The following is a 22,805-nucleotide window of genomic DNA, read 5'->3' on the forward strand; positions in this document are numbered from 1 at the left end:
AATGATCGCAAAAGGAGATAAAGATATAAAAAGGCTGCACACAGTATTGTTATTACTGTGTGCAGCCTTATCTCATAACAATTCCTAGACCGCCGCAAACTGGCTGTTATACAGCTTCGCATAATGCCCGCCGCTGGCCAGCAGCCCCTCATGTGTGCCGCTCTCGACAATGTCCCCGTCCTTCATATAGAGGATAATATCCGACTCGCGGATCGTTGACAGCCTATGGGCGATGACAAAGCTGGTCCGGCCTGAGATCATCCTCAGAAATGCCTTCTGGATACGGATCTCGGTCAGCGTATCAATGCTGCTGGTTGCCTCATCTAGGATCAGCATCGGCGGATCAGCCAGCATGACGCGGGCAATCGTGAGCAGCTGCTTCTGGCCCTGGGACAGATTGTCCCCGGAACCGCTGATTTTGGTCGCATAGCCCTCTGGCAGCCGCTTGATGAAGCTGTGGGCGCTTGCCGCCTTGGCAGCGGTAATAACCTCTTCATCACTCGCCTCCGGCTTGCCGTAGGCGATATTATCGCGGATCGAGCCTCCGAATAGCCATGTATCCTGGAGCACCATTCCGAAGTTCTGCCGCAGGCTGTCACGGGTGATGTGATTGATATCCGCACCGTCAATCCGGATGCTGCCGCTGTCCACATCGTAGAAGCGCATCAGCAGGTTGACGAGCGTCGTCTTCCCTGCTCCTGTCTGGCCGACAATGGCTACACGGGTGCCCGGCTTGACTTCCAGGCTGAAATTACGGATTAGCGGCCGCTCCGGCGTGTACGCAAAGCTTACCTTGTCAAAAATAATCGTCCCTTTGCTTACCCCCAGCACATGAGCGTCAGGGGCATCTGGTATCTCCGGCACCATATCGAGAATCTTGAAGATCCGCTGTGCCGAGGCTGTTGCAGACTGCAGCTGGGTGATAACACCGGTAATTTCATTAAACGGCTTCGCGAACAGATTGGAGTAGATCAGGAAGCTGGACAGGTCCCCGACAGAGAGATGTCCGCCTATTACCAGCACACTGCCGATCATCGCAATGACTGAGAACGTAATATTGTTGACCAGCCGGGTTGTCGGATTGGCGAGAGAGCCGTAAAACTGTGATTTGACGCCAGTCTGATACAGCTCATTGTTGCGTTCAGAAAAGCGTGCAAAGGAACGGTCCTCATAATGGTAGGCCTGCACGACCTTTTGCCCGCCGACAATCTCCTCCACATAGCCGTTAAGTCCGCCAAGAATCTTGGCCTGCTCACGGAACAGCTTCTGGGAGCGGGTGGTAATGAATCTCGCGACATAATAGGTCACTGGCGCAGACAACAGCACCACCACGGTCATAACAGGACTAATGTAGAGCATAAAGCCGATTGCACCTGCAATGGTGACAATACCGGTCAGCAGCGTCGAGAAGCCCTGCAGCAGCCCGTCAGATACGGCATCCATATCGTTGACAAACCGGCTGATGCTGTCGCCCTGCGGGTGATTGTCATGGAATTTGAGCGGCAGGGTATCCAGCTTATCGAATAAGTCACTGCGCAGATCATAGACCGTTTTGTAGGCGATTTTATTGGTGTAATAGGTCAGGAGCCAGCCGAAAAAACTGCCTGTAACATAAACAGCGCCAAGAATCAGCAGCAGCCGGAGAATTTCCGGAAATTCAACATTGTCCGGCCCGATCATCCGGTCGATGGCCTGCCCGATCAGCAGCGGCCCGATCAGACTGGCAGCTACGCTCAGAATGGCACAGATTACAGCACCGATAGAGATGCCGCGGTATTGCCGGGTATAATTCAGCAGTCTTTTCCACGTGTTGTTCGTATTCATTGCGCCACCTCCTGGCTGGACAGCTGTGATTCACAAATCTCGCGGTAGACCGCGCAGGATACAAGCAGCTCCTCATGAGTGCCGGTTCCGGCAATACGTCCCTCATCAAAGACAATGATCTGGTCCGCATGCTGTACCGTGCTGACCCGCTGTGATACGAGCAGTACGGTCATCTCCCGCCCGTATTCCTTAAGCGCCTTGCGGAGCGCCGCATCTGTTGCAAAATCCAGGGCGCTTGAGGAATCATCCAGAATCATAATAGGAGGACGGCCGACCACGGCGCGTGCAATGGTCAGACGCTGCTTCTGTCCGCCTGACAGATTCAGGCCGCCCCGGGCTACCGGTGTTTCCAGTCCTTCCGGAAGCTTGCTGATGAACTCCTCCGCCTGAGCCACCGCAGCAGCCTGCATAAGCTCGTCACGGGTAGCCTCCTGCTTGCCCCAGCGGATGTTATCAGCGATGGTACCTGTGAACAGCAGCGCTTTTTGCGGTACGATGCCTATCAGGCTCCGCAGCTGCTCCAGCGGGTAATCCTTCACATTCACGCCTCTAATCCGGATATCCCCCTGAACGGTATCATAAAAACGCGGAATCAGGTTAACAAACGTCGACTTGCCGGAGCCGGTACTGCCGATCAGCCCGACTGTCTGGCCTTGGTTTATCTTTACCGTGATGTCCTCCAGTGCAAGCTCGCCGGTACGGTTATAACCGAAGGAAACATGCTCGAAGGAGATAAGCGGAACGTCAGAGGCTGCTGTCGCAGTAATCGCAGTATTCCCCTCATCCGGAACCGAGGTTACTGCGGCCAATACTTCATTGACCCGGTTAGCAGAGGATGAGGCCTTGGTGAACAGGATCACCAGATTCGATACGACAATCAGGGCCAGCAGAATCTGGGTCACGTAGTTGATAAAAGCGATAATCTCCCCCTGTGAGAGGCGTCCGGCGTCGATGTGCCAGCCGCCTGCCCAGAGGATGGCGATAATCGCTGCATTGACGACCAGTGTCGTCATCGGTCCGAGCCACGCGGCGATGCGTCCGACCCGGATCGCTGTCGCAGTCAGGTCATCCGATGCCGCAGCAAAACGCTGCTTCTCGCGGCGCGATTTCGCAAAAGCACGGATAACGCGGATACCGGACAGGTTCTCGCTCAGCACCAGCGCCAGGTGATCCAGCTTCTGCTGGTATTTGCGGTACAGCGGGCTGCTTCGGGTGATAATAAAGTACAGGATTACCCCGAATACCGGTGTTGCTGCCAGCAAAATCAGTGACAACTGGAAGTCAAGAATCATTGACATGATGATGGCCCCGATGCAGATGAACGGCGCACGGACAACCAGCCGGATCAGCATCGCTACCGCAAGCTGCAGCTGGTTCACGTCATTGGTAATCCGGTTGATTAAGGAGGGTGTTCCCAGCTTATCCAGCTCTGCATAAGAGAGCGAAGAGACATGCTTGAACATCTTGTTGCGCAGCGATGTGCCGAAGCCCTGCGAAGCACGGGCAGCATAATACTGGCAGACCATGGAGCAGCCGAAGCCAAGCAACGTCATCAGAAGCATTAGCCCGCCCATCCGGTACACATAGGCGCTATCCTGGTTGCCGATGCCGTTATTGACAATCAGCGCAACGATGGTCGGCAGCAGCAGCTCCAGAATGGCTTCCAGCAGCTTGAAAATCGGTCCGAGGATAACCTCTTTTTTGTACGGTTTTAGAAAAACAGCAATTTTAAACATAAATTCTCACCAGCCTATACAGTATGTATCTCTATGCAATTCCTAAAAGACCCGTTATGATTATGTCATATCTTCTACCATATTAATAATATTGGTTTCATATCTCTGCGATACGACAATCATATGTCAATACAATAATACGGAGGTTAGTTATGGATATCCGCCAACTTAAATACTTCCTGGCGATCGCTGAGGAAGGCCAGATTACTTCAGCTGCCAGGCGGCTGCAGATGGCCCAGCCGCCGCTCAGCCAGCAGCTCAAGCTGCTGGAGGAAGAACTGGGAGTCAAGCTCGTAGAGCGCGGTCCGCGCAGCGTACAGCTTACCGAAGCCGGAATAATCCTGCGGGTCCGCGCACAGCAGATTCTGGAGCTGGCAGATTCCACCACCCGCGAGCTGAAGGATTACGTGAAGGGTGTATCAGGCACACTCTCCATCGGTACCGTCTCCTCCTCTGCCGCCACGCTGCTTCAGGAGCGGCTGCTGGAGTTCCACCAGCTTTATTCCGGCGTGAAGTTTGAGATTCACGAAGGCAATACGTATCGTATTCTCGATCTGCTGAGTAAAGGCATCGTTGAGGTAGGCATCGTCCGTACCCCGTTCAGCAGCGCAGGGCTGGAGTGTATTTATACAGCATCAGAACCTATGATTGCCGTGATGTCGCCTGATTATGACTGGACCGGCGGAAGAACGTCCATTGAAACCGGTGAGCTGCAGGAACAGCCGCTCATTATCTACCGCAGGTTTGAACAGCTGATCCGTGAAACCTGCCTGGAGCATGGCTTTGATCCGCATTTTTTCTGCATGAATGACGATGCCCGGACGACCCTGCTGTGGGCCAACGCCGGGCTAGGCGTCGGCATTATCCCAAGATCGGCCTATAATCTTGCCGACAACAGTAACCTTGTCCACAAGGAGATTATTAGCGATTCTCTTAATACCCGGGTGGCGGCCGTCTGGATGAAAGACAAATATCTTTCCGCCTTGGCCGTGAAGTTTATTGAGAATTTCCGGGAGGGGTAAGTCAGGACATATGGAAGCCGTATCTACTTCTGTGGCGGAACCCTGCCCGTACGAAATGTGAAAAACCCGCTCCCGGCAGCGCCGGTAGCGGGTTTTGTCTTTTACAGCCAATCTACAGCAGCATACAGCTGCCGCTTCAGTATTAAACCATAATTTTGCAGATATCGTTAGTGAACTGTACCGGATCATTAACCTGCAGGCCTTCGATCAGCAGCGCCTGGTTGTACAGCAGATTCGTGTACAGGCCCAGCTTCTCCTTGTCACTGTCAGCCGCAGCCTTGAGTGATTTGAAGACGTCATGGTTGACGTTGATTTCCAGCACCTTGTCCGCCTGCACCTCTTGGCCGTTAGGCATTGCTTTGAGGATCTTCTCCATCTCGATGGTCAGCTCGCCTTCAGTGGACAGGCAGACCGGATGGGACTTCAGCCGCTTGGAGGCTTTGACTGCCTTCACCTTGCCGGACAGGATGCCCTGCATCGCTTCGAACAGGTCCTTATTCTCGTTCTGCTCCTCTTCCGACGGCTTGTCCGCAGCATCCTCTTCGATGCCAAGGTCGCCGCTCGAGACATTTCTGAATTCTTTTTCCTTATAGGACATGATCATCTTGATCGCGAACTCATCGATATCGTCGGTGAAGTAGAGAATTTCATAGCCCTTGTCCAGCACGATTTCGGTCTGCGGCAGCTTCTCGATCCGTTCCACCGACTCACCGGAAGCATAGTAGATATACTTCTGGTCTTCCGGCATTCTTTCCACGTATTCAGCCAGCGTAACCTGTTTCTTCTCCTTGGAGGAGTAGAACATCAGCAGGTCCTGGAGGGTTTCTTTTTCCATACCGTAATCATTATATACACCGAACTTCAGCTGTCTGCCAAAAGACTGGTAGAACGTCTCATACTTCTCCCTCTCATCCTTCAGCAGGCTGAGCAGCTGGCTCTTGATCTTGTTCTTGATGTTCTTCGCAATCAGCGTCAGCTGGCGGTCATGCTGCAGCAGTTCGCGGGAGATATTGAGCGACAGGTCCTCGGAATCCACCATCCCTTTGACAAAGCTGAAGTAGTCCGGCAGCAGGTCCGCACATTTGTTCATGATCAGCACGCCGTTGGAGTATAACTCCAGACCTTTTTCGTACTCCTTAGTGTAGTAGTCAAAAGGGGTGTTCTCCGGAATGAACAGAATCGCATTGTACACTACCGCACCGTCGGCGCTGATATGGATGTGCTTAAGCGGCTTGTCGAAGCCGTAGCGCTTCTCGTTGTAGAAGTTGGTGTAGTCCTCTTCAGTCAGCTCGCTTTTGTTCTTGCGCCAGATCGGCACCATGCTGTTGACGGTTTGCTCTTCCTTCGTTTCCTCGAACTCGCCTTCGCTGCCTTCCTTCGGCTTGCTGCCGGTGATGTCCATCTTGATCGGGAAGCGGATGAAGTCAGAATACTTCTTGATGATTGCTTTCAGGCGATACTCTTCCAGGAACTCGTCGTAGTTGTCGTCTTCAGTGTTGGCTTTGATTTTGAGGGTGATCTCAGTACCCACTGTATCCTTCTCCGCAGGCTCGATGGTATAACCGTCTGCCCCCTGGGATTCCCACTTGTACGCCTGCTCGCTGCCCAGCGCCTTACTGATGACCGTAACATCCTCTGCCACCATAAAAGCGGAATAGAAGCCGACCCCGAACTGTCCGATAATGTTATGGCCGTCCTTGGCTTCATTATCCTTCTTGAACGCAAAGGAGCCGCTGTTCGCGATAATCCCCAGATTGTTCTCAAGCTCTTCCTGTGTCATCCCGATCCCTGTATCGGAGATGGTCAGCGTGCGGCTGTCCTTATCGGCAGTCACTTTGATGTAGTAATCCTCTTTATTGAACACCAGGCTGTCGTCGGCCAGTGCTTTGTAATAGATTTTGTCGATAGCATCACTTGCGTTGGAGATCAGCTCCCGCAGGAAGATTTCCCGCTGTGTATAGATGGAGTTAATCATCATTTCCAGTAGTCGTTTGGATTCGGCTTTGAACTCTTTTTTAGACATGAATATAGAATCTCCTCTCAAAAATAGCCTGCTGATTGCTTCCGGATGATTAGCACTCCATAAGGATGAGTGCTAACACTTCCTTTTATATACCATATTGTCGTTTTTGATGTCAATATCTTGCTGTATTTCGGCGGCTAAAAAAGCTCCATCATATATGTAACGTTCCGCCATGGTAGCAGTAATAATGCTGCGCTTTGAGATCCTTCAGCAGCTTCAGGGATTTCTCCGCCTGAGGAAGGTCGAGGCAGTACTGTGGATTGGCTACCAGCAGGTCAGTGCCATTGTCCTCTATGTAGGCGGCATCCCCGGTAATTACGCTGTCCAGCTCCGGGAGGATCAGGGAGATATGGCCTGACGTGTGTCCAGGTGTTGCTATTACCTTGCAAGCCCCGTCAAACAGCCATTCCCCATCCTTGACTGTCTGATCAACCGGAATATGCTGCAGGCTTGTCAGCAGGTCAACGAACGACTGGCCGAAGGCCTTCTGCTCCTCAGGCATTTGCGTAAGCAAAGCCTCTGCCTGCACTAACCGCTCGGACTTAACCTCACCGCTGATATAGACGGCTTCCCGTTCGCTGGAGATCACCGTCACCCAAGGGTATTTTCCCTTAAAAGCATGCAGTGCCCCGATATGATCGTCGTCATAGTGGGTGATCACGATATGCTTGAGCTGTCTCAGGTCATACCCTTTGTGCTCAATTGCGTTCTCAATCAGGGGCAGGAACCCGGGATAGCCAGTGTCAACCAGAATGAGCTCATTATTAAGTTCAATTAGACTCGGATAAAGGTGATACTGGTATTCTTCATATGTGAATTCAACCGGAAGCTCGATAATGTTCATTGTGCCCTCCAAGCGTTGTCGTTTTATAATTTCATTTTGAGCCCGGTGTGAGTCGCTTTAAAGCCCAGACGCTCATAAAAGCGCAAAGCATCACCGCGTGCTGTATCCGTCGTCAGTTGAATCAAGTGACAGCCCCGCTCTTCAGCACGCTCAACCGCCCGCAGAACCAGCTTGCTTCCGATTCCTTTTCCCCTTACGGATGAAGCCGTGCGGACCCCTTCGATTGTCGCTCTCCAGCTGCCCTGATGGGTCAAATGAGGTGTAAAAGTAAGCTGGAGAACACCAACCGCCCGGTCATCCAGACAGGCCACAATTAATTCATTGTTCGGGTCAGTGTCTATCGCATGAAAGGCTCTAAAATAGCTTTCCGGAAGAGGGCTCTCGTAACGTTCTCTAGTTCTGCCTAATTCATCGTCGGCAAGCATCTGAACCATTGCACTGAGATCATCTAGTGTGGCAATCCTGAAATGGACCATAGTACCTCCTTCAAGTGTAAAAGCCTGCTGCAGCTTCGTAGTAGGCTCTCATATCATTATTACACCGCGGCTTTTTTGGCTTCGGCATCGGCAAGCAGCATTTGAATCAGCGACTGCAGCGGCAGCGACTTCCACTTTTTCGGATGGATCAGCAGCTGCAGGTCAAAGTGGATCTCCGGATGGGCAAAAGGCAGCTCAGCCAGATTCCCCCGCTCGATCTCCTCCTCAGCCACTATTCTCGGCAGCAGGGCAATGCCCAGACCGTTACGTACGCAGCGCTTGATCGCCTCCAGATTGGATAGCTCAAAGCCGATGCGGAACACAATACCGTGCTCACGGAGCAGATTCTCGAACATGCTGCGGTAGATACAGCTTTCTTCCGAGACTATCAGCTCACAGTTATTCAGATCCTGCAGCGATACCTCGGCGAGCTTCGCCAGCGGATGACTGGAGGGAGCGACCAGCACCAGCGGCTCATCCCGGATAATCGTCCGCTCCAGCATGGAATCGGTTGTACAGCGGTCCAGCATCAGTCCGATGTCTACCTCGCCGTCCCTGATTTTGGATACGAGATTCGCCTCCTGCTCAGTCTGCAGATGAATGTTTAGGCCGGGAAAGGTCGTCCGCAGCTGCTGCAGAAACGGCGGCAGATAGAACGCAGCCAGCGAGTCGATCGTCCCGATAGTCAGCGTACCGCCGATCTGCTGGGCAATCGTCTCCTTAGAACGGTCATACAGATCAAGAATCTCAACAAACAGCTTCAGCAGCTCTTCGCCCGGCGGAGTCAGGCGCAAAATGCGGCCGTGGCGCTCCATCAGAGTCACTCCGTATTCTTTTTCGATCTTTTGAATCTGCATCGTTACGCTCGACTGGGCATATCCCAGCTCCTCTGCCGCCCGGGTGAAACTCTGCCGCTTCGCCACCTCGCGAAAAGTTCTCATATATGTTAAATCCATTTCATCACCCTAACATCAATATTATTGATGACCCATATCATTTATTATAGCTAACGCCGATGAATAATTCCATGCTACAGTAGAATAAACGGTTATACAAATTTGGAGGACGATATTCATGTTAACAGAAGAGCAGATTTATGGAATCTATGTTCCCGTGGTAACACCGTTCGATGCAGCCGGCGAGATTGATCTGGCTTCGTATCAGCGGTATGTGCAGAACATCATCAAGAACAAAATTCATGGTCTGGTCGTAAATGGAACCACTGGAGAATCGCCGACAGTCAGTATACAAGAATTAGAATTGTTAATTGATGCCTCTAAACAGCTGCTGCAGGGCAGCGATATTCCGCTTGTCATCGGTACAGGCACCAACGACACGATGTCTACGGTCAAACGTACGGAGCTAGCTGCGAATGCCGGAGCTGATGCCGCACTCGTAGTTGTCCCCTATTACAGCCGTCCTTCACAGCAGGGCATTATCGAACACTTCCGCAAAGCCGCCGAGGTCGGGATTCCGGTCATGGCCTACGATATCCCGGGCCGCGCCGGAGTCGGCATGACTTTAGATACTGCGCGCACCATTCTGGAAATGAACAACGTTGTCGGCCTCAAGGACTGCTCCGGCTCGCAGCTGCTCGTCTCAGAGCTGTCGCGTCACGGCTCAAAGCCGATACTGTGCGGCGATGACCTTTCCTTCTTCGACATGCTGGGCTGCGGCGCCGCCGGCGGCATGCTTGCCTCCGCCAATGTGCACACTGCAAGCTTCCTTGGCATTTACGAACAGTATAGAGCCGGCCAGGTTGAGGCTGCCAGAGCCGATTACGACCGGCTGGTACCGCTGATGAAGCTGCTGTTCAAGGAATCCAATCCCGCACCAATTAAATGGCTGCTCAGCGCCACAGGCGAGATCGCATCAGACACTCTGCGCCTGCCAATGACTTCGATCAGTGAAGCGCTGCGCGAGGAGCTTGGTGCCCATCTCGCCGGCTAGTCCTTTGCCTGGGCTATAGCGGCTGGACGCTGTAGACGCAAAACCCCGTATTGTACTCTCAGCTGAGTGTGCAATACGGGGTTTTGTGTTTGTGTTTTGGTGTTTGCAACGCCGGTTACTCACGTCCGCTGCATTCCAGCTGGCTTTCGGACGGCTCTGGTGCCTACGCTTGGCGCGTAGATGCTGCCGTGTTTCCTCTTACTCGCAGCTTTAACTTACTATTATCTTCAACTTACTTGCAGCTCTAACTTACTTGTAGCTCTAACTTACTAACTTAATTGTAGCTCTAACTAACTAACTTACTCATAGCTACCTTACTCGCGGGTTTAACGAGCAACAGGGTTTCCCCTCTGCTGAGCGCCATTTCCATCACCCCAGACGGCTTAACTGCACTCTGTACAACTAAAACGCCTGTTTTCCGTCCAATTATCCGTTTAACTGTATTCCATACAACTAAAACGCCTGAAAGTAGCTGTTTTGAGCAATTTGGCGTTTTATAGTTGCACAAAATACACTTATCTCGCGTCTGCAGCCCATTTTACTGTTTTTAATTGTACGAAATACAGTTATCTTGATCAGCATGCTATAAAAAGTTACTTCAAAGAGTATTGGCAGACAGCGCGTAACGGGTTTGACATTTAACTGGGCAGCAACCGGGAAGAAAATCTGCATGTATGAAAACTCCGCTATGCTCTTCCTCCCGGGATGCTGCTAATGAACTTTGTTCGTCTAGCTCACGTTAAGACTCACACCATGCCTGAACTAATTTCTTCCGCTTCCGCCGGTCCGGCTTCCTGCCGATCTGTCCGCTCCAGCTGTTCGCGCTCCACCTGTTTGTCCTCTGCCTGCTCCTGCAGTCCGCGCTCCGCCAGCGTGCTCTCTGCCCGCTCCAGCAGCGCGTGCTCCGCCACCTTGTCCTCTGCCTGCTCCTGCAGTCCGCGCTCCGCCAGCGTGCTCTCTGCCCGCTCCAGCAGCGCGTGCTCCGCCACCTTGTCCTCTGCCTGCTCCAGCAGCCCGCGCTCCGCCAGCGTGCTCTCTGCCCGCTCCAGCAGCGCGTGCTCCGCCGGCACTGCCATTGTAGTTGCTGCTTGCGTTAGACTCTCCATGCTGTCTGCCACCTGCAGCACCACTCTTGCCGGCACTTTGTCCATTACGCGGGCGGCTGCCCTGCGTGAACCATTCTTCCTTCGGCTTACGGGCAGGGTTGGTTTTTGACTTTGGCTTGGCAGGTGCAGCAGCCTTTGCTGATCCCACACCCTTACTCGCTTTAGCAACCTCTGCCGCCAGCGCCGGATTCACCTTTATCATCGGATAAGGATGATTTTTCACTTCCGGAATGGTTTTGCCAATCAGCTTCTGAATATCTTTCAGGTAAGGCAGCTCCTCCGCTTCGCACAGCGAAATGGCAATGCCGCTCATGCCGGCACGGCCGGTCCGGCCAATCCGGTGCACATACGTCTCCGGAATGTTCGGCAGATTAAAGTTGATCACATGCGACAGCTCATCAATATCAATTCCCCGGGCAGCGATGTCGGTAGCCACCAGCACACGGGTTACCCCGCTTTTGAAATTCCGCAGCGCATTCTGCCGTTCATTCTGCGACTTGTTGCCGTGAATTGCCTGTGCGGTGATATTCACCTTGGCTAAATCACGCGCGACCCGGTCCGCTCCGCGTTTCGTACGGGTAAAGACAAGCGCAGACACTATGGATTTATCCTCCAGCAGCCGGTTCAGCAGCTTTTGCTTAAAGCCGTTTTCCAGCAGATAGACGCATTGCTCAATCCGGTCCACCGTTGAAGAAACCGGGGTGATTTCAATTTTTACCGGATTCACGAGCAGCGTCTTGATCAGCTGTGAAATCTCCTGCGGCATTGTCGCAGAGAAGAACAGCGTCTGCTTCTTGGCCGGCATTTTGGCAATGATCCGTTTTACATCATGGATAAAGCCCATATCGAGCATCCGGTCTGCTTCATCCAGCACCAGCACCTGCACATGCTGCAGATCGGCATGCTTTTGGGAGATCAGGTCAATCAGACGGCCTGGAGTCGCAATCAGGATATCCGCACCCAGCGCCAGCGCACGTTCCTGTGATCTTTGTGAGACACCGCCGACAACTGCTGTAGAACGGATACCGGTAAACTTGCTGTAGACCTGAATGTTTTCATAAATCTGCAGCGCCAGCTCACGGGTAGGAGTGAGAATCAGGGAACGAATTGGGCGTTTTCCGCTCCGGTTAACCGTCTGCTTGCTAAGCAGCTGAATAATCGGCAGGGAAAAAGCTGCCGTCTTGCCCGTTCCCGTCTGTGCACAACCCAGCACGTCTCTTCCGGTCAATGCTGCGGGAATAGCTTCTTTTTGAATCGGTGTAGGTGATGTATAGTTAGCAAGGTCCAGCGCCTTCAGAATTGCGGGGCTCAGACCCAAGTCATTAAAAGTCATAATTGTCTCCTTATATCAAACACATATTGTCAGATTACCCGGACTTGCGGGATTATGCTTATCCATACGATTCCACATGCGCAAAGCTAAGTCATAACACATAATGATACCATACTTCCGTATATAAAATAACCCTGTAATCTCAGCCCCTGCGATAACGCTGATTCAGTCCCATTGCCGCCTGGCGCTTCACCCTTCAAAAACAGCAAAAAGAGCGGAGAAATATTCCCCCGCCCTTCTAAGCTATAAAGATAAGACTAATCTACGATTTCAGCTGTGTCACCGTTGTTGGCACCTGCAGCATTCGCTTCGTCGGTGTCGATGTGCATATCAAGCTTAAAGCTGTCGGATACGCGCGCAAGCACGTTCTCCAGCACCAGGCCGCGTTCGCCGCCAAGGCGTACTTTGAGCAATTGCTTATCAGCGATGCCCCAAGCTTCAGCTTCGGATGTGTGGAAGTGAATGTGACGGCCTGCAATGATTACGCCAGTCTCCAGTTCAACTTCACCGGCTGGTCCTTTAAGTGTAATACCTGGTGTTCCATCGATATGTCCTGACTCACGGACAGGGGCTTTTACGCCAAGGCTGAAAGAGTCAGTGCGGGAAATTTCCAGCTGGGATGCCGGACGCGCAGGTCCGAGAATTCTTACCTTGTCGAACTTGCCTTTGCTGCCGATTACGGCTACTTGCTCGTTTGCTGCGAATTGTCCTGGCTGGGAGAGCGGTTTGAACTCAGTCAATTGGTAACCTGCGCCAAACAATGCTTCCACGTGCTCCTGCGTAAGGTGAATATGTCGGGCCGACACACCTACGGGTACAGTCTTGCTCATTTGTAAGTCACTCCTTGTATTTTCTCTAGTATCTGTACAAGCCACTGAACATTATACATCTTCTTACCCGAAAATAAAAAGGCTCCGCTCACATTCAGCATCCCTTTTTCGACATTTCTCCGACAATTCGCTGTATTATCGCCGTCTCAGTCACGTTTTCGCCATTTTATATTTTTCTCCGGATTTTCGTTCAAGGATTAGGCCGGGAAGGTAGATGAGAGCTCAAGAAGCTCATAGCATTGCCATACAGCCAGCCCCTCACCTGATTCTCAGGATAATGCTTCAGCAGCAGCTCAGCGAATGCCGTATATTTTCCCGGATGCTCTAGTCCCTCCACCCAGGCATCTATGCCGTCAAAATCCGAGCCGAACATCAGCTGCCGTGATCCGCCAAGCGCGCAGATATGATCAATATGCTTCAATACATCCTCAGCTTTTGCGCCTCCTCCATCACGGACAAACCAAGGGACAAAGGTCAGCCCGATCCGTCCGTCCATGGTAATCAGCGCTTTGATCTGCTCATCACTTAAATTCCGGGGATGCCTGCATACAGCTGCCGCATTTGAATGAGATGCAATATAGGGACGGGTACTCCGCTCTGCCAGTTCCCAAAAACCCGCCGGAGCAAGATGTGATACATCCAGCAGCATTCCGCTGGAATTACACCATTCAATAAGCGCCCTGCCCTTTTCCGTAAATCCGCCGTTTCGTGACTCCAGCACCCCGTCTGCCGCCCAATTGGCAACATTCCAGGTAACCCCCAGAAAACGCACACCCAGCTCAAACAGCAGCTCTGCATAAAATAAATTCCCCTCCAGAGCGTCCACACCCTCTAGCGACAGCATTCCCAGGGGCAGTTCAGCAGCAGCGGGTATGACCGCTTCTTCCTTCCAGCGCAGCCATCGCATCTCCCCGCTGCTGATCATACGCTTCCGGAATAGCTCCAGCTGTCCGAGCACCCTATTAAGTCCGGGTTTCCCTCTGGCTTCCGACAAATAAATCGCAAATACCTGCAGCCCTACATTCCCCGCCGCCAGCCGCTCCGCCGTCACATCCATTCTGCTGTCATTTTTGAAATCAATTTCCGGCTCCGCCTGCAGCTTGCTGAGAGCATCACAATGAAAATCCGCAACCTTAAGCATAATTGTTGTCTTCATCTGTTCCACCGCCTTATCTGCTTAGTGTATGTACTCCAGCTCCACTAACAGCTTATGCAGTCACTCCGCCGCTTTACAACGCACAGCAAAAAACCTGTTTACTGTAAGTAAACAGGCCCATCAAAAAAGGTTAATCCATAGAGTTATCTGGGTTCAACAATGAGTTTAATCGCCGTCCGGTCCTCCCCGTCAATTACAATGTCTGTAAAAGCAGGAATGCAGATCAGATCTACACCGCTTGGAGCGACAAATCCCCGGGCGATGGCAACAGCTTTGACTGCCTGGTTCAGTGCTCCGGCTCCAATAGCTTGCAGCTCGGCCGATCCACGTTCTCGAAGAACACCTGCTAATGCGCCGGCAACGGAATTCGGATTGGATTTAGCTGATACTTTTAATACATCCATAGTAAGTACCTCCCCTGGGAAAATGATGGTGTTCTTCCACTACTGTAGATGTTATTCGCGGGAGAAGAAATAATACCTTCTTTTTGCGGACTACGCTGGAGAAAATGGTACAAAAGATACTCTTTTTCGATATAAAAAAGATCACACTTTATCCGAAAACAGCGGATTTCCCCGAATATCCTGCTTTATACTATCCGGGTCTAGCTCATAACCCATTCATCTTCACGCAAACGAATCTTCTCCAGACGTGTCGCTTTACCTGTCGCCTCGTCAATCTCCGCGAATAACCCGTTCAACTGCCATTTACCTTCGTCTACCACAAATCTCGACGGGAGCTGGGTAGTGAATTTATAAAGGACTGCATCCTTTTCCATACCCAGAATTCCTTCTCTTGAACCAACCATGCCCGCATCAGTCAGATATGCCGTTCCGCCGGGCAGAATAACATCGTCGTTGCTCTGCACATGCGTGTGGGTTCCGACTACAATAGATGCCATGCCGTCCATAAAATAACCCATGGCAATCTTCTCCGAAGTCGCTTCGGCATGGAAATCAACGAGAATGCACTTATGACTGCGGCGCAGCTCCTCTACAATCTCTTCTCCGATCCGGAAGGGATCATCAATTGCCGGTAAAAAGGTACGGCCCTGCAGGTTCACAATAGCCAGCTCTTTGCCGTTTCCTTTAACAACGGTATACCCTCTGCCCGGGGTTCCCGGCGGAAAGTTGGCCGGACGGATCATCCGCGGCTCATCGTCGATAAATTCAAAAATATCCTTATTGTCCCACGTATGATTACCCAATGTAATGCCATGTACACCCCAATTAAAAAATTCATTGGCAATTGCCGAGGTAATCCCTCTGCCTGCGGCGGCATTTTCACCGTTGACGATTATAATATGCGGCTGGTATTTGCTCTTGAGCGTCGGCAGCATTTCACGTAGTGCCTTTCTGCCGGTATTGCCTACAATATCACCTATAAATAAAACTTTAATATCGTTCTCCTCCTAATTTAAAAAGAAAAAAGGCCCCGCAGGGGGGCCAATTTCCTTGCTTATTTTGCGTATTCTACAGCCCGTGTCTCGCGGATAACGGTAACCTTGATATGACCCGGATAATCCAGCTCACTCTCGATCATCTTCGTAATGTCGCGTGCCAGGCGGAAGCTTTCCGCATCATCAATCTTCTCAGGCTGCACCATTACGCGAACCTCGCGGCCCGCTTGGATGGCATAAGACTTCTCAACGCCCTCGAAGCTTTCGGAGATCTCTTCCAGCTTCTCCAGACGTTTGATGTAAGTTTCCAGTGTCTCACGGCGTGCGCCCGGACGTGCTGCCGACAATGCGTCAGCTGCTCCGACCAGCATCGCAATAACCGAAGTGGCTTCGCAATCTCCATGGTGAGAAGCGATACTGTTGATAACCACCGGATGCTCCTTGTACTTCTTCGCAAGCTCAACGCCAATTTCAACGTGCGAGCCTTCCACTTCATGATCCAGCGCTTTGCCGATATCATGGAGCAGCCCGGCACGTTTTGCCAGCACGATGTCTTCCCCAAGCTCACCGGCCATAAGTCCAGTCAAATAAGCAACCTCCATGGAGTGCTTAAGTACGTTCTGACCATAGCTCGTACGGAATTTCAGACGGCCCAGAATCTTGATCAGATCCGGGTGCAGACCGTGAACGCCAACCTCAAAGGTAGCTTGTTCACCGTACTCGCGAATCCGTTCATCCACTTCCTTACGGGATTTCTCAACCATTTCTTCAATCCGTGCCGGATGGATACGTCCATCAGCAACCAGCTTCTCAAGTGCCGTACGGGCCACTTCACGGCGGATCGGATCAAAGCCCGACAGAATAACAGCTTCCGGCGTATCATCGATAATGAGATCAATACCAGTAAGAGTTTCCAGTGCCCGGATATTACGGCCTTCACGGCCGATAATCCGGCCCTTCATCTCTTCATTCGGCAAGGTTACGACAGATACCGTAGTCTCTGCAACATGATCAGCTGCACAGCGCTGAATAGCCAGTGTAATGATTTCGCGGGCCTTCTTGTCCGCTTCCTCTTTGGCCTGCTGTTCAATTTCCTTGATCATCTGCGCGGTTTCATGGCGAACTTCCTGCTCTACATTGCTCAGAATGATACTTCTGGCATCATCGATACTCAGGTTGGAGATACGCTCAAGCTCAGTAACCTGCTTCTTGTAAATAACATCAATTTGCTGCTGCGTTTCGTCAATTCGTTTCTCTTTGTTAGCTACTTGTTCTTCTTTTCGTTCAAGCGATTCCATTTTTTTATCCAGTGATTCTTCCTTTTGCAGCAAACGTCTCTCTTGCCGTTGGATTTCATTCCGGCGTTCACGAGTTTCTTTCTCAGCTTCAGTACGGATTCTGTGGACTTCATCCTTAGCTTCGAGTACTGTTTCCTTCTTCAGCGCTTCAGCCTCTTTCTTCGCGTTCTCCACGATGACGAGGGCTTCCTTCTCGGCGCTTTGAATCTTAGCTTCTGCAAGGGATTTACGAATAAAATAACCGAATCCAAAGAATAATGCAGCTACAACGAGAACGATTATGACCCAGATTGCTGTTGGCATCTGTTCACCCCCTCGTTGGTTCCTCCAAGGAACAAGCCTTGGGAATTGTGTGCAGTTGTTAAACTATCCGTTCATCACCATACAAAAAACCGGTAATACACCGATTGCCATACTGCACATGCTGCACATGCACACTGCCCGCCTTATCCGGCGATTACATTTCATATGAGTTGTACGCGAACCGGTTCCTAAGATTCTGCTTTTTGGGAAGGAAAAAGGATTCTTAGTTTATGCCGATTCATGTTATATTTTATTATTTATAAAAAGACATTGTCAAGAGAGTCGATAATGGCATTAAAGTCAAGAGAATGTCAAACGGATCATTCATATTCGTAAAAATCATCATCTCCGCCCTCGGTGTCCTCTTCCTCACGCAGAGTATTAAGCACCTGGCGGACCATTTCACCTGAAAAACCGCGCCGCATCAGGAATGCCCCTGTCTTCCGGCGCTTATCATTAACATCCCCGCGGATCATATTCCACTTCTTGCGCCCGGTCTGCAGAGCGCTCTCCATTTCTTCTTCGGGAGAAATATTCTCCAGCGCTTCGGAGATAAGCGATTTATCGATGCCCTTTTCCCGCAGCTCCTGGCGGATCCACAGCTTGCCCTTGCGCTGATTATTAATACGCTGCTCTGCCCATTGCTTAGCATAGAGCGGATCATCGATTAAGCGCTCCTGCTGCAGACGCTCCAGCACCTCGGCAATAATAGTCTCTCCTATTTCCTTCTCCCTTAAACGGCGGGCCATCTCCTGGGCTGTCCGCGGCTTATGCCCCAGATACTTCAGCCCTTCTATATAGCCCCGCTGGCGCTCGTCGGCAACTACAATCTCCTCCAGGTCAGCCTTCATGAACGCATTGCCCGAGATCATGCGGTATTTAATCATGACATCCTCATGAACAGTCATGTTATAAGCACCAAAATGTATAATATAGCGGTGGTCCGCTTTCTTCTGCCGCTCGACCTTCGTAATCTCCAGCAGCTCCCCTTCCGGGAACCCGGCCAGCACCTGCACGTCCTGTTCTTCCGGTTCAGGATTAAGTTGAATAACCATGGTATTGACTTCACCTCGTGTTCTATCTGTATATAAAAGAATTTGATAAAATAACCCCACAAAGCGGGGTCTCTCATTGATACTGATTCAAGTGCTTCACGGGAACCGAAAAACTTATTATTTCTTCACTACTAAAAAAGCGCCCTGCTGCAGTCATACACAGGGCGCTCTATATTAGCGTAAAGTCTTATTCAATTTCAAGCAGCAGATTATCTTCTTCTTCTTTCTCTGCAGCAGCCTCAGCTTCCGTTGGTGCAGCAACGATGGTTGTCAGGTTGCTCGCTTCACGGATCTTATTCTCGATTACCAGGGCAATTTCCGGATGTTCCTTAAGGAATTGCTTAGCATTCTCACGTCCTTGTCCAAGACGTTCGCCTTCGTAGGAATACCAGGCTCCGCTCTTGTTAACAATATCCATTTCCGTTCCGATATCGACAAGGCTTCCTTCTTTGGAGATGCCTTCACCGTACATAATATCAACATCTGCCTGTTTGAACGGAGGAGCTACCTTGTTCTTCACGACTTTGATCTTGGTACGGTTACCGACAACATCATTACCCATTTTGATGCTCTCAACACGGCGTACGTCAAGACGTACGGAGGAGTAGAACTTCAATGCCCGTCCGCCCGGAGTTGTTTCGGGATTTCCGAACATAACACCGATCTTCTCACGCAGCTGGTTGATGAAGATTGCGATGGTGTTGGATTTGTTGATTGCGCCGGAGAGCTTACGCAGAGCCTGAGACATCAGACGGGCCTGCAGACCAACGTGGGAATCCCCCATGTCGCCTTCAATTTCAGCCTTAGGCACCAGAGCTGCTACAGAGTCAACAACGATGATATCTACCGCACCGCTGCGCACGAGCGCTTCAGCAATTTCCAGCGCCTGTTCGCCTGTGTCCGGCTGGGACAGCAGTAGCTCATCAATATTGACGCCAAGCGCGTTGGCATATTTAGGGTCGAGCGCATGCTCTGCATCGATGAAGGCGGCTTGTCCGCCAACTCTCTGTACTTCTGCAATAGCATGCAGGGCAACCGTTGTTTTACCGGAGGATTCCGGTCCATATACTTCTATGATACGTCCTTTTGGAAGTCCGCCTATGCCCAGGGCAATATCAAGTGCCAAGGAACCGCTAGGAACAACTTCCACTTTCATGTGATTGGACTCACCCAATTTCATGATCGAACCTTTACCAAATTGTTTTTCTATTTGACGAAGCGCCATATCCAGCGCAGCACGACGATCTGACAATCAGACCACTTCCTTCACTTGTTTATAGTAATATAATAGCGTGTTTTAGAGGTCTTGCCAAGCTTTTTTTCGAACATACATTCGTTTTTTTTGACTGCAGGCGCAATACTCCCTTTTATTGTAAGCCTCCTCTCCTGATTATGTACTGTACATAGTCATTAACCATCCGGGGAAGCAGACTCACATTTAGGAGAGCCGCCGGCAATAGAGCCGCGTTCACAAAAAAACAAAAAACCGCAGCAAAAGGTTCACTATGCCACGGTTCTTCCGTATTACCAATTATATAACGCCCTGACAGGCTATTGCAAGGCTGATCCTTCGAGGGGAGTGTCCACCTTACGTTCCTCAAGCCTGCGCCACAGCCGGTACAGCAGCGCTTTTACAGAGCGCAGCCGGATGTTCTCGCGGGTACCCTTGAGGTTAAGCTCAAAGACCTCTGTTGGACGTCCGCGCTCTGCCAGACCGACAAATACCAGACCGACCGGCTTACGCTCCGAATACCCCGGCCCGGCAACCCCGGTAACCGACAATCCGAAGTCGCTGTCGCCCAGCATTCTGACCTGATCAGCCAGCACTTCTGCAACCTCACGGCTGACAGCCCCTACAGCATCAGGCCCCTCCAGGTAGGAAGCAGGCACATTCAGCAGCTTCTTCTTTATTTCGTTGGAGTAGCAGACAATGCCGCCTTTGAACATCGATGCGCTGCCCGGAATGTTCGTAATGCTCTCCATTAATAAACCGCCGGTACAGCTTTCGGCAGCACTGAGTGTAAGTCCGGCATCTGCCATCCAGTCCACCAGCAGCTGTTCGAGCGGCATGTCAATATTGGCATACATGTTTTCAGGAAGAATTGCCTTAATTTTTGCCTCCAGCACGTCAAGCTTCTCCATAGCTTCACGTTCGGAAGGTGCTTTGGTAGAGATCCGGACCGTTACCTCGCCTTCTTTGGCATAAGGCGCAATAGTAGGGTCCGTCTGGCTGCGGATCAGATCAATCAGCTTGTCCTCCAGCAGCGACTCCCCGATACCGGCAAACTTAAGCATCTTGGAGTAGATCGGCATTTCAGTCGTAAGCGCGTGCTGCAGGAGCCAAGGCTTGGCCTTATCGGTAAACATCGGCTTCATCTCACGCGGAGGTCCGGGAAGGACAATATAATATTTGCTCTCATGGGCAAAAGCAAGACCCACGGCCAGCCCGGTTTCATTCGGAAGCGGCGTTGTTCCGTCAATAATGACAGCCTGCTTACGGTTGTTTTCGGTCATTACTATTTTGCGTTCATCAAAAAAGCGCTGAACATGGTCCATGGCCAGCTGGTCGATATGAAGAGTACGTCCCAGCGCCGCAGCCAGCGCATCTTTGGTTAGATCATCTTCAGTAGGCCCGATTCCTCCGGTGAACAGAATAATATCTGCCCGGCCCTGGGCAATTTCGATAGCCTCCTGAATCCGGCTCTTGTTGTCACCGACTACAGTCTGAAAATAGACATCTATCCCCATTGCGGCCAGTTCTACCGATAAAAACTGTCCGTTGCTGTTAACGATCTGTCCGAGCAATAGCTCTGTGCCGACAGCAATTATTTCTGCTTTCATAGCTGGCTCTCTCCTCCTGAGGCTAATGTGGATGAGTAATTACGGATTACGGCTAAGCGTTATGCAGCTCCAGCAGGTCTTTATTTTTGACAAAATAATCAACCCCGGAATAAATCGTAATCAGTGCTGCCGCCCAGATTGCAATATCATCCAGCGGAATGCTGACGAACTGGAACGGGAAGTTGTTAAGCAGCAGCAGGGAGATGGCAACGATCTGCGTTACTGTCTTTATCTTGCCCCATCTGCTGGCAGCCACTACTTTTCCTTCAAGCAGCGCAACCTGGCGCAGTCCGGTCACCGCAAACTCGCGGCTGATAATAACAATGGCAATCCACGAATCGCATCTTCCAAGTTCGACCAGAGAGATCAAAACAGCCGATACCAGCAGCTTGTCAGCAAGCGGATCAAGCAGCTTTCCAAGATTGGTGACCATGTTATACTTCCGGGCAATGTAGCCGTCAATACCGTCTGTGCTTGCGGCGAGCAGGAAGATTACAGCTGCGATCAGATGATTAACCGAGAGCTGGAATGAGCCCCAATGAATCGGCTCCGGATAGAACTTAAAGTCTACCAGCAGAAAGAACATCATAATCGGGATAAGACAAATACGTGCAAGTGTAATACGGTTGGGCAAATTCACTGAAGTTCCTCCCCTGATCCATCCTGATTCCAAAAATATGTAGTTAAAACACCCCGCCGAGGCAGTACGCAGACACTGCGGGGTGCATCAGCTTACTTTAAATTGTTAAACTGCAGATCCAGCGGCAAATCAGCTTTGCGCAGGATTTGGATGATCTGCTGCAGATCATCGCGGCTCTTGCCGGTTACACGGATCGTGTCGCCCTGAATCTGGCTCTTTACCTTCAGCTTGGAATCCCGGATGAGGATATTGATTTTTTTGGCGTTCTCCTGGTCGATGCCCTGCTTGAGGCCGAGACGCTGACGGACCGTACCAAGTGCTGCCGGCTCAATTTTGCCGAAATCGAGATTTTTGAGGGTAATTCCGCGCTTGACCATCTTGGACTGTAGAATATCAATGACAGCGTTCAGCTTATATTCGTCCTCGGAGGCAATAATAAGCGCATCCTTTTCCAGCTTGAGACTGCTCTTGCTGTTTTTAAAATCAAAGCGGTTATCAATTTCCTTCTCTGTCTGGTTAACCGCATTGGTTAATTCCTGCATATCCATCTTGGATACAATGTCAAATGAACTTTCCGAACTCATTCTGCCACGTCCTTTGCTTACAATTATTCTTTACTATTATATGAGAAAGGGCACTTGAAGTCTAATTATGGAAAGAAGCTGCCGGGCATCAAGAAGAAACGGTGCGCCGCCCGGTAAAGGACGGCACCCGTTTCTGCGAGAAAGAATAGATTATTGCCGTCCCCCGGAATTCTAAGGTCCCGGGAGACGTCTGTCTTGGCTTTATCTGCTGCGTGCGGGAGCCCGGAACATATCCAGAATCCCCAGCACAATATGCGCCAGTCCAAAACCCAGAATTCCATAGCCCCAGGCGCCCGGTGTCAAATAATACCCGAGAAGGCTGACAATAATGCCGAGCCCGGTGACAATCCAGCTGACAGTCATGAGATACACCTCACTTTGGCGT

General features: G+C 51.1%; 20 protein-coding genes. 2 read left to right on the forward strand and 18 right to left on the reverse strand.

The genetic code is table 11. From position 1 onward, the window contains the following. Positions 1–84: 84 nt before the first annotated feature. A complete protein-coding gene (locus R70331_RS17400; protein ID WP_042177448.1) occupies positions 85–1,824 on the reverse strand; it encodes an ABC transporter ATP-binding protein in 1,740 nt (579 codons plus the stop codon). Next, positions 1,821–3,560 carry an ABC transporter ATP-binding protein gene (locus R70331_RS17405; protein ID WP_042177449.1) on the reverse strand — a complete coding sequence of 580 codons (1,740 nt, stop codon included), beginning with the start codon at positions 3,558–3,560 and terminating at the stop codon, positions 1,821–1,823. Before R70331_RS17405 ends, R70331_RS17400 begins: the two co-directional genes overlap by 4 nt. A 152-nt stretch (positions 3,561–3,712) precedes the next feature. On the opposite strand from R70331_RS17405, the gene R70331_RS17410 reads away from it, so the two are divergent. Further along, a complete protein-coding gene (locus tag R70331_RS17410; RefSeq protein ID WP_042177450.1) occupies positions 3,713–4,582 on the forward strand; it encodes a LysR family transcriptional regulator in 870 nt (289 codons plus the stop codon). A 142-nt stretch (positions 4,583–4,724) separates the two neighbouring features. On the opposite strand, the gene htpG is transcribed toward R70331_RS17410, so the two are convergent. From htpG to R70331_RS17430, 4 genes are all read right to left on the reverse strand, one after another. Next, complete coding sequence (gene htpG, locus R70331_RS17415; protein WP_042177451.1) at positions 4,725–6,605, reverse strand: molecular chaperone HtpG; 1,881 nt, start codon at positions 6,603–6,605, stop codon at positions 4,725–4,727. Positions 6,606–6,756: 151 nt separating this feature from the next. Next, complete coding sequence (locus R70331_RS17420) at positions 6,757–7,449, reverse strand: MBL fold metallo-hydrolase (protein WP_042177452.1); 693 nt, start codon at positions 7,447–7,449, stop codon at positions 6,757–6,759. Between the two features lie 23 nt (positions 7,450–7,472). Further along, positions 7,473–7,925 (reverse strand): GNAT family N-acetyltransferase, encoded by a 453-nt coding sequence (locus R70331_RS17425; protein ID WP_042177453.1) that lies wholly within the window; start codon positions 7,923–7,925, stop codon positions 7,473–7,475. 59 nt (positions 7,926–7,984) lie between these two features. After that, positions 7,985–8,881, reverse strand: a complete 897-nt coding sequence (locus R70331_RS17430) for a LysR family transcriptional regulator (RefSeq protein WP_042177454.1) — start codon at positions 8,879–8,881, stop codon at positions 7,985–7,987. Between the two features lie 118 nt (positions 8,882–8,999). Here R70331_RS17430 and dapA point away from each other — a divergent pair, with 118 nt between their 5' ends. Further along, positions 9,000–9,875, forward strand: coding sequence for a 4-hydroxy-tetrahydrodipicolinate synthase (gene dapA / locus R70331_RS17435; RefSeq protein WP_042177455.1), 876 nt, complete (start codon positions 9,000–9,002; stop codon positions 9,873–9,875). A gap of 762 nt (positions 9,876–10,637) precedes the next feature. Here dapA and R70331_RS17445 read toward each other — a convergent pair. From R70331_RS17445 to R70331_RS31870, 12 genes are all read right to left on the reverse strand, one after another. Then, complete coding sequence (locus tag R70331_RS17445) at positions 10,638–12,314, reverse strand: DEAD/DEAH box helicase (RefSeq protein WP_081947650.1); 1,677 nt, start codon at positions 12,312–12,314, stop codon at positions 10,638–10,640. 257 nt (positions 12,315–12,571) lie between these two features. Next, on the reverse strand, positions 12,572–13,144 hold the full coding sequence (pduL, locus tag R70331_RS17450) for a phosphate propanoyltransferase (protein WP_042177457.1): 573 nt from the start codon (positions 13,142–13,144) through the stop codon (positions 12,572–12,574). A 190-nt stretch (positions 13,145–13,334) separates the two neighbouring features. Beyond that, entirely contained in the window at positions 13,335–14,300 is a 966-nt protein-coding gene (locus R70331_RS17455; RefSeq protein WP_042177458.1) for a dipeptidase, read from the reverse strand. A 143-nt stretch (positions 14,301–14,443) separates the two neighbouring features. Then, positions 14,444–14,704 (reverse strand): stage V sporulation protein S, encoded by a 261-nt coding sequence (locus R70331_RS17460; protein ID WP_019910496.1) that lies wholly within the window; start codon positions 14,702–14,704, stop codon positions 14,444–14,446. Positions 14,705–14,904: 200 nt separating this feature from the next. After that, positions 14,905–15,699 carry a TIGR00282 family metallophosphoesterase gene (locus tag R70331_RS17465; protein ID WP_042177459.1) on the reverse strand — a complete coding sequence of 265 codons (795 nt, stop codon included), beginning with the start codon at positions 15,697–15,699 and terminating at the stop codon, positions 14,905–14,907. A 59-nt stretch (positions 15,700–15,758) separates the two neighbouring features. Then, positions 15,759–17,300 carry a ribonuclease Y gene (rny, locus tag R70331_RS17470; RefSeq protein WP_042177460.1) on the reverse strand — a complete coding sequence of 514 codons (1,542 nt, stop codon included), beginning with the start codon at positions 17,298–17,300 and terminating at the stop codon, positions 15,759–15,761. Between the two features lie 320 nt (positions 17,301–17,620). Then, positions 17,621–18,355, reverse strand: a complete 735-nt coding sequence (locus tag R70331_RS17475) for a regulatory protein RecX (RefSeq protein WP_042177461.1) — start codon at positions 18,353–18,355, stop codon at positions 17,621–17,623. A 187-nt stretch (positions 18,356–18,542) separates the two neighbouring features. Continuing rightward, the gene (recA, locus tag R70331_RS17480; protein ID WP_042177462.1) at positions 18,543–19,607 is read right to left on the reverse strand and encodes a recombinase RecA; all 1,065 of its coding nucleotides are present in this window, start codon (positions 19,605–19,607) and stop codon (positions 18,543–18,545) included. A gap of 299 nt (positions 19,608–19,906) precedes the next feature. Further along, complete coding sequence (locus tag R70331_RS17485; RefSeq protein ID WP_042177463.1) at positions 19,907–21,196, reverse strand: competence/damage-inducible protein A; 1,290 nt, start codon at positions 21,194–21,196, stop codon at positions 19,907–19,909. A 52-nt stretch (positions 21,197–21,248) separates the two neighbouring features. Continuing rightward, positions 21,249–21,836 (reverse strand): CDP-diacylglycerol--glycerol-3-phosphate 3-phosphatidyltransferase, encoded by a 588-nt coding sequence (gene pgsA, locus R70331_RS17490; protein WP_042177464.1) that lies wholly within the window; start codon positions 21,834–21,836, stop codon positions 21,249–21,251. Positions 21,837–21,928: 92 nt separating this feature from the next. Beyond that, entirely contained in the window at positions 21,929–22,420 is a 492-nt protein-coding gene (locus R70331_RS17495) for a YajQ family cyclic di-GMP-binding protein (RefSeq protein WP_042177465.1), read from the reverse strand. A 201-nt stretch (positions 22,421–22,621) separates the two neighbouring features. Further along, a complete protein-coding gene (locus R70331_RS31870) occupies positions 22,622–22,783 on the reverse strand; it encodes a hypothetical protein (protein WP_167336664.1) in 162 nt (53 codons plus the stop codon). Between the last annotated feature and the right edge of the window lie 22 nt (positions 22,784–22,805).

This window comes from Paenibacillus sp. FSL R7-0331 (assembly GCF_000758645.1).
In the GTDB taxonomy this organism is placed as follows: domain Bacteria; phylum Bacillota; class Bacilli; order Paenibacillales; family Paenibacillaceae; genus Paenibacillus_AQ; species Paenibacillus_AQ camerounensis.

What these genes read in the sequence shown, in the direction of transcription:
- R70331_RS17400 (WP_042177448.1), bottom strand. Translation starts at nt 1,824, where the DNA reads ATGAATACGAACAACACGTGGAAAAGACTGCTGAATTATACCCGGCAA.
- R70331_RS17405 (WP_042177449.1), bottom strand. Translation starts at nt 3,560, where the DNA reads ATGTTTAAAATTGCTGTTTTTCTAAAACCGTACAAAAAAGAGGTTATC.
- R70331_RS17410 (WP_042177450.1), top strand. Translation starts at nt 3,713, where the DNA reads ATGGATATCCGCCAACTTAAATACTTCCTGGCGATCGCTGAGGAAGGC.
- htpG (WP_042177451.1), bottom strand. Translation starts at nt 6,605, where the DNA reads ATGTCTAAAAAAGAGTTCAAAGCCGAATCCAAACGACTACTGGAAATG.
- R70331_RS17420 (WP_042177452.1), bottom strand. Translation starts at nt 7,449, where the DNA reads ATGAACATTATCGAGCTTCCGGTTGAATTCACATATGAAGAATACCAG.
- R70331_RS17425 (WP_042177453.1), bottom strand. Translation starts at nt 7,925, where the DNA reads ATGGTCCATTTCAGGATTGCCACACTAGATGATCTCAGTGCAATGGTT.
- R70331_RS17430 (WP_042177454.1), bottom strand. Translation starts at nt 8,881, where the DNA reads ATGGATTTAACATATATGAGAACTTTTCGCGAGGTGGCGAAGCGGCAG.
- dapA (WP_042177455.1), top strand. Translation starts at nt 9,000, where the DNA reads ATGTTAACAGAAGAGCAGATTTATGGAATCTATGTTCCCGTGGTAACA.
- R70331_RS17445 (WP_081947650.1), bottom strand. Translation starts at nt 12,314, where the DNA reads ATGACTTTTAATGACTTGGGTCTGAGCCCCGCAATTCTGAAGGCGCTG.
- pduL (WP_042177457.1), bottom strand. Translation starts at nt 13,144, where the DNA reads ATGAGCAAGACTGTACCCGTAGGTGTGTCGGCCCGACATATTCACCTT.
- R70331_RS17455 (WP_042177458.1), bottom strand. Translation starts at nt 14,300, where the DNA reads ATGAAGACAACAATTATGCTTAAGGTTGCGGATTTTCATTGTGATGCT.
- R70331_RS17460 (WP_019910496.1), bottom strand. Translation starts at nt 14,704, where the DNA reads ATGGATGTATTAAAAGTATCAGCTAAATCCAATCCGAATTCCGTTGCC.
- rny (WP_042177460.1), bottom strand. Translation starts at nt 17,300, where the DNA reads ATGCCAACAGCAATCTGGGTCATAATCGTTCTCGTTGTAGCTGCATTA.
- R70331_RS17475 (WP_042177461.1), bottom strand. Translation starts at nt 18,355, where the DNA reads ATGGTTATTCAACTTAATCCTGAACCGGAAGAACAGGACGTGCAGGTG.
- R70331_RS17485 (WP_042177463.1), bottom strand. Translation starts at nt 21,196, where the DNA reads ATGAAAGCAGAAATAATTGCTGTCGGCACAGAGCTATTGCTCGGACAG.
- R70331_RS17495 (WP_042177465.1), bottom strand. Translation starts at nt 22,420, where the DNA reads ATGAGTTCGGAAAGTTCATTTGACATTGTATCCAAGATGGATATGCAG.
- R70331_RS31870 (WP_167336664.1), bottom strand. Translation starts at nt 22,783, where the DNA reads ATGACTGTCAGCTGGATTGTCACCGGGCTCGGCATTATTGTCAGCCTT.